12 protein-coding genes are annotated in these 13,107 nt (G+C 72.4%); 5 read left to right on the forward strand and 7 right to left on the reverse strand.

Annotation, left to right across the window (positions count from 1 at the left end; translation table 11 throughout):
* Positions 1-324 (reverse strand): TIGR04222 domain-containing membrane protein (locus NOD94_RS36525; protein WP_281210533.1); only part of this gene is annotated, 324 nt, incomplete at its 3' end.
* Between the two features lie 186 nt (positions 325-510).
* On the opposite strand from NOD94_RS36525, the gene NOD94_RS36530 reads away from it, so the two are divergent.
* A complete protein-coding gene (locus NOD94_RS36530) occupies positions 511-1,719 on the forward strand; it encodes a DUF1266 domain-containing protein (RefSeq protein WP_281210534.1) in 1,209 nt (402 codons plus the stop codon).
* A 133-nt stretch (positions 1,720-1,852) separates the two neighbouring features.
* On the opposite strand, the gene NOD94_RS36535 is transcribed toward NOD94_RS36530, so the two are convergent.
* The 5 genes from NOD94_RS36535 to pdhA all read right to left on the reverse strand — a co-directional run bounded on the left by NOD94_RS36535 (position 1,853) and on the right by pdhA (position 7,389).
* Positions 1,853-2,617 (reverse strand): hypothetical protein, encoded by a 765-nt coding sequence (locus NOD94_RS36535; protein WP_281210535.1) that lies wholly within the window; start codon positions 2,615-2,617, stop codon positions 1,853-1,855.
* Positions 2,618-2,683: 66 nt separating this feature from the next.
* The gene (locus NOD94_RS36540; protein WP_281210536.1) at positions 2,684-3,622 is read right to left on the reverse strand and encodes a GNAT family N-acetyltransferase; all 939 of its coding nucleotides are present in this window, start codon (positions 3,620-3,622) and stop codon (positions 2,684-2,686) included.
* A 130-nt stretch (positions 3,623-3,752) separates the two neighbouring features.
* Positions 3,753-5,183 carry a dihydrolipoamide acetyltransferase family protein gene (locus NOD94_RS36545; RefSeq protein WP_281210537.1) on the reverse strand — a complete coding sequence of 477 codons (1,431 nt, stop codon included), beginning with the start codon at positions 5,181-5,183 and terminating at the stop codon, positions 3,753-3,755.
* Positions 5,184-5,194: 11 nt separating this feature from the next.
* The gene (locus tag NOD94_RS36550) at positions 5,195-6,175 is read right to left on the reverse strand and encodes an alpha-ketoacid dehydrogenase subunit beta (protein ID WP_281210538.1); all 981 of its coding nucleotides are present in this window, start codon (positions 6,173-6,175) and stop codon (positions 5,195-5,197) included.
* A 5-nt stretch (positions 6,176-6,180) separates the two neighbouring features.
* Entirely contained in the window at positions 6,181-7,389 is a 1,209-nt protein-coding gene (gene pdhA, locus NOD94_RS36555; RefSeq protein ID WP_281210539.1) for a pyruvate dehydrogenase (acetyl-transferring) E1 component subunit alpha, read from the reverse strand.
* Between the two features lie 325 nt (positions 7,390-7,714).
* Between pdhA and NOD94_RS36560 the strand changes: the two genes are divergently transcribed.
* The gene (locus NOD94_RS36560) at positions 7,715-8,377 is read left to right on the forward strand and encodes a response regulator transcription factor (RefSeq protein ID WP_281210540.1); all 663 of its coding nucleotides are present in this window, start codon (positions 7,715-7,717) and stop codon (positions 8,375-8,377) included.
* A 191-nt stretch (positions 8,378-8,568) separates the two neighbouring features.
* The gene (locus NOD94_RS36565) at positions 8,569-8,994 is read left to right on the forward strand and encodes a pyridoxamine 5'-phosphate oxidase family protein (protein ID WP_281210541.1); all 426 of its coding nucleotides are present in this window, start codon (positions 8,569-8,571) and stop codon (positions 8,992-8,994) included.
* Positions 8,995-9,095: 101 nt separating this feature from the next.
* On the opposite strand, the gene NOD94_RS36570 is transcribed toward NOD94_RS36565, so the two are convergent.
* Complete coding sequence (locus tag NOD94_RS36570; protein WP_281210542.1) at positions 9,096-10,724, reverse strand: protein kinase; 1,629 nt, start codon at positions 10,722-10,724, stop codon at positions 9,096-9,098.
* 239 nt (positions 10,725-10,963) lie between these two features.
* Between NOD94_RS36570 and NOD94_RS36575 the strand changes: the two genes are divergently transcribed.
* A complete protein-coding gene (locus NOD94_RS36575) occupies positions 10,964-12,637 on the forward strand; it encodes a protein kinase (RefSeq protein ID WP_281210543.1) in 1,674 nt (557 codons plus the stop codon).
* A 276-nt stretch (positions 12,638-12,913) separates the two neighbouring features.
* On the forward strand, positions 12,914-13,107 hold a 194-nt coding region (locus NOD94_RS36580), incomplete at its 3' end, for a hypothetical protein (protein WP_281210544.1).

Raw genomic sequence — 13,107 nt, forward strand, 5'->3', positions numbered from 1 at the left:
GACCCGGCCCAGCAGCCGGGCCGCGCGCAGGCCCTGCCCGATCCGGGCCACCTCCGGTCCCCGGGCCAGCTCGGCCAGCACCATCGCCAGGCTCGCCCCGCGCGCGCAGAGCTCCGTCAGGGCCCGCTCCACAGGAGCGCTCCCGGCGTCCGCCGGCCCCTCGGACCGGACCCGGGAACCGATGACCCGGACGAGGCCCCGTTCCCGCAGCCGAAGCAGGGCCACCTCGGCCACCCGGTGCGGCCCGCCCGCCAGCCGGGCCAGCTCGTAGACGTCCGGCTCGTAGACGTCCGGGCCGTACCCGTCCGCTCCGTACTCGTCCATCCCCATCCCCATCCCCGTCCCCCGTTCCCCCGGCGTACGCGCGCCGTGTGCGGGAGATGTCCCGGCGGCAGCCGCGCCAACCCCGTGGGGGCCGGGTTCAGAGCAGGATCTGAGCTTGCGCACCCGTCCGCGAACCGTTCCGGATCCGCCCCGCAACGTCCCGGGACGTCCGTATAGGGTCCCGGTATGACTGGCTGGACGGCGCCGAGCGCGATCGAGAGAGAACTGCACGGGGCCAAGGAGCGCGGCGACTGGTCCGGCTACCTCGACGCCCTCGCCCGCGCCGAGCTGTTCCTCCCGCAGTCGCGGGCCCGGGTCGACGCCGATCCGCGCCAGGCCCGCTTCCACCCGTCCCCCCACGACGGCAGCCTCGCCGTCTGGACGCGGGGCATGCTGCCCGCCCCCGACGCGGACACCGTCTTCCTGCGCCAGAGCCTCGCCTGGTTCGCGAACGCCTGGGACGAGCGGGACCCGGCCCACCTCGCCGTGAACCCGGGAACGCCCGCCGAGGCGTACCTGACCACGACGCCCGCCGACCGCGCCCGCTGGCGGGCCCACTGGGACGCCGCGACCACCTGGGGTCCGGAGCCCGGCGCCGTGCACGCCCTGCACACCGGCGGACCGCTGCACGGGCCCGTGGCGCACGGCCTGGCCGTCGGCGCCCATCTCGCCGTCCTCAACGGGGAGTTCTGGAACGCCCTCGGCTACCACGGCAAGGGCTACACGCGCGAGCGCGAACGCCTGCGCGGCTCCTGGGGGATCACGGACGCGTCGGGCTGGTTCGACGTGCTGCGACGCATGCAGAACGCCGAAGTCGTCAGCCCCGTGTGGGAGTTCGCCCTGCGCGTGCGCCGGGTGCTCGCCTCCGACTTCGCGGGCCCCGTCGAAGTGGAACACTGGCGGCACGCCGTCGAGTACGGCCTGCGCCGCAGCGCCGAGCAGGCCGTCGAGCCGAAGCTCACCCCGGAGGGCGTGACCATCGCCGAGCCGCGTCCCGTCGCCGAGCTCGAAGGGGAGATAGCCGGGGTGCAGCGGCTGATCGGCCGGATCGCCCGCTACGAGCAGCGCTTCCGCGCCGACGGACTGCTCCCCGAGGGCGGATGGGTGCGTTCCGTCGCGGGCTGGGACCACGGCCGCGCCTCGCAGATGGCCCGTTGGGGCCTGGGCGCCCGCTACTGCACCGTCGAGGACACCGAGCGGGCCGTCCTCAGGGCGGGCGAGGCGGCCCGTGGCAGCTACCGGTCGTGGGAGGAGCTCTCCGCCGGGTATCTGCTCGGGCGCTGCCTGCACTTCGACGAGGAGGAGTTCGGCGAGTGGTACGCCTCCTCGCTCGCCACGCACCTGACGCTGACCACCGATCCGGCGAGTCCCTGGCTCAACATCCCCTGGCGGTGACCGGCTTCGCCGGGTCCGGGGACTACGGTGCCCGCCGGGAACGTACGGCTGATCGCGCGCGACACCCCGCCGAAGCCGCTCGGCGACCAGGCCGGGCCCCGTCCGCCTCCTGAAGCCCGCCGGGCGGCCCCGGCTACGGCAGCGCCGCGCGCACCCGCGACCAGGCGTCGACGGCCTCCGCCAATGGGTCGCCGGCGGCCAGGAAGGGGCGTACGAGGACCATCCACGCGATCAGGCTCTTGACGCGGCGCAGGTGCAGGATCCGCTCGGGCGGCAGGTCGCGCCAGCCGACGGCCAGCGCGGCGGCCTCCCGCGGGGTGAGGTCGATCAGCTCCAGCAGTTCCCGGCACAGGGCCGCCGGGTCGCCGCCGGGCCCGGGGCCGAACCGGCGGATCAGGTAGCTGCGCACGGCGGCCAGCTCCGAGGCCCGCGCGAGGTCGGGCGCGCCCTCCGCCTCGGCGCAGCGGTAGCCGGCGGTCAGCGCGATCCGGCCCCAGCGCAGCCGGACCCCGTCCGGCAGGTCCTCGTCCTGCATCCGCGCGCCGGCCAGGGCCCGCAGGGGTCGGGGGTGCGGCTCCTCCAGCAGCGGCGGCCCGGTGGCCAGCCAGGCCTCCAGCTCCGCCAGGGCGTGCCCGTCGGGCGGCACCGAGGTGAGGACCTGGCCGCGGGTGAGCAGCGCGACCATGGGGCCCGTGAGGTGGACCCGCGCGACGCGGCCGCCGCCGACGGAGGGCACGGTCAGTCCGGCGGCCTCTATCCGGCACAGTCCGAGCCGCGCTTCCCCGGCGGCGTACACCTGTCCGGCGCGGGCGGCGCCGCCGAGGCACCGCACGAGGCACACCCCGCCGGTGACGTCGGCCCGCTCGACGGAGTACACCTGCAACTCGGTGATGGGCACGCGGACCCCCTTTCCCCGGGCGGAGGCTACCCCGTCGGGGGCCGCGGGTTCACGCGGTCGCCGGGCTCACGTCCCGGCGGGCTCCTCCAGGACGAGGCGGATCTCGGTGACCTCGTAGCCGGCCCGGTCGAAGGCGGCGGCCATCGGGACGTTCACCACGTCGGTGGTCGCGGTGACGCGCTCGGCGCCCGCCGCGGCGTGGAAGCGGGTGATCTCGCCGAGGACCTCGTCGATCAGGCCCTGGCCGCGCTGCTCGGGGACGACGCCGAGGTAGCCGACGTTGCGGTGGTACGGGGTCGCGGAGGGGATCGCCATCCCGGCGAGGGTGCCGTCGGGGAGGTGGGCCAGGCGCCACCAGGAGCGTTCGCCGGGGCAGTCCAGGTAGTAGGCGAAGTCGGCGCGGGCGAACTCCTCCTCCGTCATGGTGGCGAGTTCCTGCTGGGTGTTCAGGTCGAGGCTGCCGCGGGAGAGGCGGGCGAAGACGTCGAGGAACTCCTCGTCGGTGCCCTCGCGGAAGACGAGCCGGCCGGTGGGCGCGGTGGTCCCGGCGGCCGGGGTCCACTCGTAGCGCAGCCGCTCGACCTCCTGCGTCAGACCGGCCCGTCGGGTGGCCTCCTGGCGCCAGGCCACGGCCGCGGTGAGCGCCGGGTCGGAGCGCCAGTCGCGGGGCAGGGAGATGTTGTGCAGGGGGGCCTTGCCGAAGGCGGCGTGCCCGGCGGCCAGCAGGCCGGCGGTGAGCGCGGCCGGGTCGGCGACGTCCTCGCGGACCTGGAGGCAGTCGAGGGCGACGGGCCGCTCGCTGTCGGCACGCCCCCACCACAGGGCGCGGGCGAGCACCTCGCCGTTGTCGTCCTCGGCGAACCAGATCCACTCGGGGCGGAACTGTCCGGCCGCGAGTTCCTCGCGGATGCGGTCGGCGGTGAGCGCCACGACGGGGCCGTGCGCCGGGAAGGCGAGGGCGCGGTCGAGGTCTGCGGGGTCTGCTGTGGCAGCGCGGAATGTCATCGGGGTGATGATCACACGGCGCGTGCCCTCCGACCAGGGGTTATTCGTACGGGCTCGCGGGGTGCGGACGCGCCGGGGGCCGGCCTCCCCTGGGGAAGGCCGGCCCTCGGCGGATCGGTGCGCGCCCGGTCTACGACCAGGTGATGAGCCGGCGCGGGTGTTCCAGGACCGCCGCGATGTCGGCCAGGAAGCGGGAGCCGAGCTCGCCGTCGATGAGACGGTGGTCGAACGACAGCGCCAGGGTGGTGACCTGACGGGCCTTCACCTTGCCCTTGTGGACCCACGGCTGGAGCTTGATCGCACCGACCGCGAGGATCGCGGACTCGCCGGGGTTGATGATGGGCGTACCGGTGTCGACGCCGAAGACGCCGACGTTGGTGATGGTGATGGTGCCCTGCTGCATGTCGGCCGGGGAGGTCTTGCCGTCGCGGGCCGTGGCGACCAGCGACGACAGGGCCTCGGAGAGCTCCGGCAGCGTCTTGGCGTGGGCGTCCTTGATGTTCGGGACGATCAGGCCGCGCGGGGTCGCCGCGGCGATCCCGAGGTTGACGTAGTGCTTGAGCACGATCTCCTGGGCCGCCTCGTCCCAGGACGCGTTGACGTCCGGGTTGCGGCGGATCGCCACGAGGACGGCCTTGGCGATGAGGAGCAGCGGGTTGATCCGCAGCCCGGCCAGGTCGGGATCGGCCTTGAGCTCGGTGACCAGCTTCATCGTCCGGGTCACGTCGAGGGTGATGAACTCGGTGACGTGCGGGGCGGTGAAGGCGGAGCCGACCATGGCCTGGGCGGTGACCTTGCGGACGCCCTTGACCGGGACGCGGGTCTCGCGGGCCGAGGCGTCCACGGCGACCGCGACGGCGGGGGCCGGCGCGGCCGGAGCCGCCGGGGCGGCCACGGGTGCCGGGGCCACGACCTGCGGGGTGATCGCCGCGGCGGCCGCGGCGTGCACGTCCTCGCGGGTCACGACGCCGCCCTCACCGGTGGCGACCACCGCGGCGAGGTCGATGCCGAGGTCCTTGGCGAGCTTGCGCACGGGCGGCTTTGCCAGCGGGCGCTCGCCCGTCGGCTGCGCCGGTACGGCGACGGCGACCGCGGCGGGAGCCGCCGGGGCCGGAGCGGTGCCGTTGCGGGCGGGCACGCCCTCGGCGGCCTTGCGCGGGCGGCGCTTGGTGGAGGCCGTGGACACGCCGTACCCGACGAGGACGGGCTGGCGCGCCGCGGGCTCCGGCTCGGCGGCCGCGGCGGCCTCCGAGCCCGTCGCGACGGCGGCGGCCACGGGGGCCTCGGCGACCGGGGCCGCCTCGGCCGCACCGGCGTCGGCGCCGGTCCGCACCGAGATGATGACCTGGCCGACGTCGACCGTGGTCCCCTCCTCGAAGACGAGGGCGTGCACGACCCCGTCGAAGGGGATCGGCAGCTCCACGGCCGCCTTCGCCGTCTCGACCTCGCAGACGACCTGCCCGTCGGTGACGGTGTCACCGGGCTGGACGTACCACTTGAGGATCTCGGCTTCGGTGAGGCCCTCGCCCACATCGGGCATCTTGAATTCGCGGATCGTCATCGGGGCTCTCCTCAGTACGCCAGGGAGCGGTCGACGGCGTCGAGCACCCTGTCCAGGCCGGGCAGGTACTCGTCCTCCAGGCGGGCCGGCGGGTACGGGGCGTGGAAGCCGCCGACGCGCAGGACCGGCGCTTCGAGGTGGTAGAAGCAGCGTTCCGTGATGCGGGCGGCGATCTCGGAACCCATGCCCAGGAACACCGGCGCCTCGTGCACGACCACGAGCCGGCGGGTGCGCTCCACGGAGGCCTGGAGCCCGTCGAAGTCGACCGGGGACATCGAACGCAGGTCCACGACCTCGACCGACTTGCCCTCCTCGGCGGCCGCGGCGGCGGCCTCCAGACAGACCTTCACCATGGGCCCGTAGGCCGCCAGGGTGATGTCGGTGCCGGAGCGGGCGACGCGCGCCTTGTGGAGTTCGCCGGGGATGGCCTCGACATCGACCTCGCCCTTGTCCCAGTAACGTCGCTTCGGCTCGAAGAAGATCACCGGGTCGTCGCTGAGGATCGCCTGCTGGAGCATCCAGTAGGCGTCGCTCGCGTTCGACGGCGAGACCACCTTGAGGCCCGGGACGTGCGCGAAGAGCGCCTCGGGGGACTCGCTGTGGTGCTCGACGGCGCCGATGCCGCCCGCGTACGGGATGCGGATGACGACCGGCATCTTGATCTTGCCGAGCGCACGGGCGTGCATCTTCGCGAGCTGCGTGACGATCTGGTCGTACGCGGGGAAGACGAACCCGTCGAACTGGATCTCCACGACCGGCCGGTAGCCGCGCAGGGCCAGGCCGATGGCGGTGCCGACGATGCCCGACTCGGCGAGCGGGGTGTCGATGACCCGCTCCTCGCCGAAGTCCTTCTGCAGTCCGTCGGTGATGCGGAAGACGCCGCCCAGCTTGCCGACGTCCTCACCCATGATCAGGACCTTGGGGTCCGTCTCCAGGGCCTTGCGCAGCGACTCGTTGAGCGCCTTCGCGATCGACATCTTCTCGATGGCCATGGTGGTCACTCCCCACCCTCGAAGGACGCGAGGTACGAGGCGAACTGCGCCCGCTCCTCGTCGACGAGCGCGTGCCCGTCCGCGTAGACGTTTTCGAAGATCGCCATCGTGTCGGGGTCGGGCATGGCCCGTACGACCTCGCGCACGCGCTTGCCCAGGACCTCGCTCTCCGCCTCCAGCTCCTCGAAGAACGCCTCGTCGGCGCCCCCGGAGGCCAGCAGGTGGGCCTTCAGGCGCAGGATCGGGTCCTTCGCCTCCCAGGCCGCGGTCTCCTCGTCGCGCCGGTACTTCGTCGGATCGTCCGAGGTGGTGTGCGCGCCCATGCGGTACGTGAACGCCTCGACCAGGGTCGGGCCCTCGCCGCGGCGCGCCCGGTCCAGCGCCCAGCGGGTGACCGCGAGGCAGGCCAGGACGTCGTTGCCGTCGACGCGGACGCCGGGGAAGCCGAAGCCCTGCGCGCGCTGGTAGAGCGGCACGCGCATCTGGCGCTCGGTGGGCTCGGAGATCGCCCACTGGTTGTTCTGGCAGAAGAACACGACCGGCGAGTTGTAGACGGCCGAGAACGTGAAGGCCTCCGCGACATCGCCCTGGCTGGACGCGCCGTCGCCGAAGTAGGCGATGACCGCCGAGTCGGCGCCGTCCTTGGCCACGCCCATGGCGTAGCCGGTCGCGTGGAGCGTCTGCGAGCCGATGACGATCGTGTACAGGTGGAAGTTGTTGACCGTCGGGTCCCAGCCGCCGTGGTTCACACCGCGGAACATGCCGAGCAGGTTGGTCGGGTCGACCCCGCGGCACCAGGCCACGCCGTGCTCGCGGTAGGTCGGGAAGACGTAGTCGTCGTCCCGCAGGGCCCGGCCGGAGCCGATCTGCGCCGCTTCCTGGCCCAGCAGCGAGGCCCACAGGCCCAGCTCGCCCTGGCGCTGGAGGGCGGTCGCCTCGCCGTCGAAGCGGCGGGTCAGGACCATGTCGCGGTAGAGCCCGCGCAGGTCGTCGGTGGTGATGTCCGCGACGAAGGGCGCGAACTCCGCGAGGTCCGGATTGTCCGTGACCTCGACCCGTTCTCCTTCGGGCGTCAGCAGTTGTACGAGCTGAGGCTCGGCGTCGTGCGGCTGTGCGGTGGCGGCGGCGGTCTTGCGGGCGCTCGCCGCGCCGGCTGCCCGCTTGGTGCCGCTGCTGCGTCGCGGCTTGCGCGCGGCAGTGCTCTCCACGGTCACGTGTGCTCCTCCGTCGGTCCGGCACCCGGGTTCTCCGGGGTCCAGTGCGGCTCACCTGCATCTGTACCCGCGCACGGGGTGGGTGCGCGTCGAGTACGGGATTCAGGCGTGACAGGTGCCCCGGCGAGTGCCCTGCGCAATGCACGTTACCCAGTGCGCCGTATAACCGCGAAACCCCGTTTGACCTGCGATTTTGCTTGGATATCCAAGTAAATCGACCGGAGCGCGAACAACCACTGGTCACAGCCTTGCAGGGGGCCGGAACAACGGCACGTTATCCCGGGTAACTCCGGCAGGGAAGGGGTGAGTGTGTGAAACTGACTTCGTGCGCGAAGACGGAAAAATCAAGGTATTCCTCCTGGACGACCACGAAGTGGTACGTCGGGGGGTCCATGAGCTGTTGTCGGTCGAAGACGACATCGAGATCGTCGGCGAGGCGGGCACCGCGGCGGACGCGCTGGTGCGCATCCCGGCGACCCGCCCCGACGTCGCCGTCCTCGACGTACGGCTCCCGGACGGCAGCGGCGTCGAGGTGTGCCGGGAGGTGCGCTCCGGGAACGAGGACATCAAGTGCCTGATGCTGACCTCGTTCGCCGATGACGAGGCCCTCTTCGACGCGATCATGGCGGGTGCCTCCGGCTACGTCCTCAAGGCGATCCGCGGCAACGAGCTCCTGAGCGCCGTCCGGGACGTGGCGGCCGGCAAGTCGCTGCTGGACCCCGTCGCGACCGCGCGGGTGCTGGAACGGCTGCGCGACGGCAAGAACGGCAAGGGCGACGACCGGCTCTCCAACCTCACCGAGCAGGAGCGCAAGATCCTCGACCTGATCGGCGAGGGCCTGACCAACCGGGTCATCGGCGAGCGGCTCCACCTGGCCGAGAAGACGATCAAGAACTACGTCTCCAGCCTGCTCTCGAAGCTGGGCATGGAGCGCCGCTCCCAGGCCGCCGCGTACGTGGCCCGCCTCCAGGCGGAGAAGCGCGCGTAGCCCGACGCCGTCGCCCGCGCGCCCGACGCTCCGACCATGACGCACGGTGACGGACCCCGGCCGGGCGCTCGGGGTCGCCCGGGGTCGACCGTGCTGCCCGGGGCGCGCCGGACCCATTCGGGACCAACGTCCCCGATCATCGGGGCGGGATCCTCTTTCCCGACGACCCGTCGGTGTCGGAGAGTGGTCGCATGTCCCCTGAGGAACTCCACGCCATCGAACTGTTGCGCCGCGTGCCCTACGGCCGGGTCGCCACCAGCATGCGCGCGCTGCCCTTCCTCGCGCTCGCCCGCCACATCGTGGTGAACGGCCAGGTCGTGCTGAGAATGCACGCCGGTTTCGGCCATCACCAGGCGTGCAACGGCAGTGTCGTCTCGTACGGGGCGGACAACTTCAATTCCCCCGACGAGCGCCTGTGGTCCGTGCAGTTCACCGGCACCGCACAGATCGTCGAGCCGACCAACGCGGAACTGGAACTATTCGGTCCGGGCCCGCATTTCGTGGACGGGGCGGTCTTCGACCCGGTCTACATGCGCATCGAACCCCAACTCGTCACCGTGCACACGCTGGCCGGGAACACGAGCCGACAGGAACGTCAGTACCAACACGCGCTGTGATCATCGGATCGTGGGACGGAATGCCCCGCATCGCGCGCAGTACGTGAATGGGCCCGGCGGAATTGCTTCCGCCGGGCCCATTCACGTACTGCGGTACGCGCCTATTCGGCCGGGTTCACCGGGCCGCCGGTGCCCCCACCGATCGCGCCCCCCGTCGGCTTGGTGGGCGTCGGTTCCTTCGTCGGGGGATCCGTCGGGGGCGACGGTTCCACCGGCGTGCTCTTGGTCGCCGTCGGGCTCGTCGACGTGGTCGGGCTCGTGCTGGCGCTCGCCGTCGGGCCCGTGCTCTGCGTGAACTTGTTGCTCTTGGTCGGGTTCGGCGCGTACGTCTCCTCGTACGTCTTCGAGGTCGTCGGCGCCGAGGGGCTCGTGGAGGGTTCCGGGCTGGTCTCCCCCGACTTGCTCTGCGAGGCTGCCGGCGAACTCTGTTTCACGCCGGGGTCCTTGTCCTTCTTGTTGTTGTCGCCCACGGTCTTGACCGCGTACGCCACGCCGCCGGCGATGGCGAGCACCGCGAGCAGGGCGAACAGCATCATCTTCCAGCGCCCGCCGCGCGGGCGTTCGTCGTAGCCGCCGTAGCCGCCGGTGCCGCCCTGTCCGCCGCCCTGCCCGCCGGGACCGCCGCCGCCGGGGAAGGCGGAGCCGTCGTCCGGGTTGAGCGGCGGCACCATCGGCCGCTGGAACTGCGAGGTCGTGGAGTGCGGGGGGTACTGGCCGCCGTTGCCGTTCGGCTGCATCGCGGTGGTGGGCGAGCCGGGCTGGCCGTGCGGGAGGGACATGGTGACCGGCCCGGTGTTCCAGGTACCGGTGTTCGCGCCCTGCTCCTGGAGCATCTGAAGCCCGTACTGGACGAGCCCGCGCATCTCCTCGGCGCTCTGGAACCGGTCGTCCGGGTCCTTCGCCAACGACCGCATGACCAGGCCGTCGAGTTCCTTCGGGATCGAACCGCCCTCGGGCAGCTGCGAAGGCGGCACCGGGGCGTCCTGCACGTGCTGGTAGACCACCGAGAGCGGGGTCTCCCCGGTGAAGGGGGGCCGCAGCGCGAGGAGTTCGTAGAGCAGGCAGCCGGTCGCGTACAGGTCGCTGCGGTGGTCCACGGCCTTGCCGAGGGCCTGTTCGGGCGAAAGGTACTGCGGGGTGCCCATGACCATGCCGGTCTGGGTCATCGTCGACTGCACGCCGTGCAGGGCGCGGGCGATGCCGAAGTCCATCACCTTCACCGCGCCGGTGTTGGTGATGATGACGTTCGCGGGCTTGATGTCACGGTGCACGATGCCGTGCTGGTGGGAGTACGCGAGGGCTTCCAGCACGCCCGAGACGATGATCAGGGCCTGCTCGGGGCCGGGGGCCTCGGCGCTGATCAGCAGGTCGCGGATCGTGCGGCCCTCGACGAGCTCCATCACGATGTAGGGGACGACGTTCGGTCCGACCCGGTCCTCGCCCGAGTCGTACACGGCGACCACGGCGTGGTGGTTGAGACCGGCGACCGACTGCGCCTCGCGCGTGAACCGGGCCTTGGACACCGGGTCCTCGGCGAGGTCGGCGCGCAGCAGCTTCACGGCGACGGTGCGGCCCAGGCGCACGTCCTCGGCGGCGAACACCTCGGCCATGCCGCCGCGGCCCAGGCGGTGGGTCAGCCGGTAGCGGCCGTCCCCGACGATGCCGCCCGCGCCCCAATGTTCAGGACCGTCAGCCATCCCGGCGCCGTTTCCCTCGGGTTCGGGTGCCATCAGTCCTCGCCGTCGTCTCTCTCGTCCGCTCTAGCGGTGGGTCCTCTATCGGGTCCTCATCGGGTGCTCCGACGAACGCTACAGCCTCGGAACCGGTCACCGTTCGGACAAAGGCACCCCGTCGCCCCGTGGTCACGGAACGGGTACCTGGCTTGACGTCTGCTTGCCCTCCGGCAGACTGGGCGCCACATGCGCTCAGCCGGACGCGTGGGGACGCAGCCCGAGGGGAAGCAACAGTCATGAGCCAGGACGGCACACAGGGCCGGTACGCAGGCGGCTCTCTGGCCGGTGGCCGTTACCAGCTAAGGGATTTGCTGGGTGAGGGCGGCATGGCGTCGGTCTACCTCGCGTACGACTCCGCCCTCGACCGGCAGGTTGCGATCAAGACCCTGCACAGCGAACTGGGGCGTGAGGCGTCCTTCCGCGAGCGGTTCCGCCGTGAGGCGCAGGCTGTTGCGAAACTGTCGCACACCAATATCGTCTCGGTCTTCGACACCGGTGAGGGCGAGGTCGTCTTCGGCGGGTCCTCCGGCGGCGACAGCACCGTGATGCCCTACATCGTCATGGAATACGTGGAAGGTCAGCCTCTGGGCTCCGCCCTGGAGGCGGACATCCGCCAGTACGGCGCGATGCCCGCGGAGAAGGCGCTGAAGGTGACGGCCGACGTGCTGGCCGCGCTGGAGACCAGCCACGAGATGGGCCTGGTCCACCGCGACATCAAGCCCGGCAACGTGATGATGACCAAGCGCGGCGTCGTCAAGGTGATGGACTTCGGCATCGCCCGCGCCATGCAGTCGGGCGTCACCTCGATGACGCAGACCGGCATGGTCGTCGGCACCCCGCAGTACCTCTCCCCGGAGCAGGCGCTGGGTCGGGGCGTGGACGCGCGTTCCGACCTGTATTCGGTCGGCATCATGCTGTTCCAACTGCTGACCGGACGGATCCCCTTCGAGGCGGACTCGCCGCTGGCCATCGCGTACGCGCACGTGCAGGAGGAGCCGGTGGCTCCGTCGACCATCAACCGGTCGGTCACCCCCGCGATGGACGCGCTGGTCGCCCGCGCGCTGAAGAAGAACCCGAACGAGCGCTACCCCACGGCCGCCGCCATGCGCGACGACCTGCTGCGGGTGCTGTCGGCCGGTCAGACGGGGGCGCCCGTGATCGTGCCCGGCGCCGTCACCGGCGGCAGCGGCGCGGGCGTGGGCTCCGCCGTGTTCCCGCCCGTCGACTCCGCGTTCCAGGCCCCTCCGCCGCAGTCGCTCCAGCAGCCCTACCAGGCCCCGCAGACCCCGCCGTCCCCGTACGCGCCGACGCCCGCGCCGCAGCACCACCAGGGCGGGTACGCGTACCCGCACACGCCGCCGCCGACCCAGCAGCAGTACGCCCCGCAGACGCCGGCGCCGTTCACCATCTCGCCGTCGCACACTGGCGGCCCGGGGTCGGGCCCGGCGGGTTCCTCCGGCGGCAAGCGGAACACGCCGGTCGTGGTCGGCGCGATCGTCGTGGCCCTGCTGGCCGTCGGCGGTCTGATCGCGGCGATCTCGATGAACGGCAAGGACGAGGATCCGCAGGCCGGCCCCGGGCCGTCCGCGTCCGCCTCCGCGTCCGGCAGCGCCAAGGCGGGCTTCAAGGGCCCGGACACCTCTCGCACGATCGACGTCGAGAAGTGCAAGAAGCCGACGAAGGCCTACAAGGACGCGAACAAGGTCATCGCTCCGGACCTGCGGTACAAGAACCTCCGCTCGGTCAAGGAGTGCCTCCAGGCCGCCGGCTGGCGCTACGAGATCGAGCTGCGGGACGAGGCCGTCTACGGCCAGGACACCGTCCTGGAGCAGCTGCCCGCGGCCGGCGACGACGTGGCGAAGGACGACACGGAGTTCAAGCTGATCGTCTCCAGCGGCAACCCGCAGTAGGAGGAGGCCGGCCCGGGCTTCCCGGGCGGCCCCGCGCGACACACCCGGCATCCCGGGCCACCCCGATGGGCGGCCCGGGATGCCGCTTTTGCCCCACTATGTAAATCTGAGCACGAACCTGCCGCCGTGCGGCCCGTCGCCCGGTCGCCCGTTCGCCGCCCCCCGTCCGCCCGTTCACCCGTTCGCTCCGCCGCTCCGCCGCTCCGTCCTCGGTCTTCCGCATCGCCGGATCCCGGTTTCCGCCCACTCGGTCACCCGGAACGGGAAGGGCTACCCGTGACTCAACGCCTGCGCGTCCCGCACTGGGCGGCCGGAGCCGCGGTCGCCGCCGCGCTCCTGGTCACGGCGCCCGCGAGCGCCGCGCCCGGCGCCGCCGCGACCGCGGTCACCGCCCGGACGACGGACGCGCCGGGAGGCCCCCACGAGGAACTCGCCGGCAGCGCCGCGGGCGAGGGCCGGCAGCGGCCCGG

The organism is Streptomyces sp. Isolate_45 (genome assembly GCF_024721315.2).
Lineage (GTDB): Bacteria > Actinomycetota > Actinomycetes > Streptomycetales > Streptomycetaceae > Streptomyces.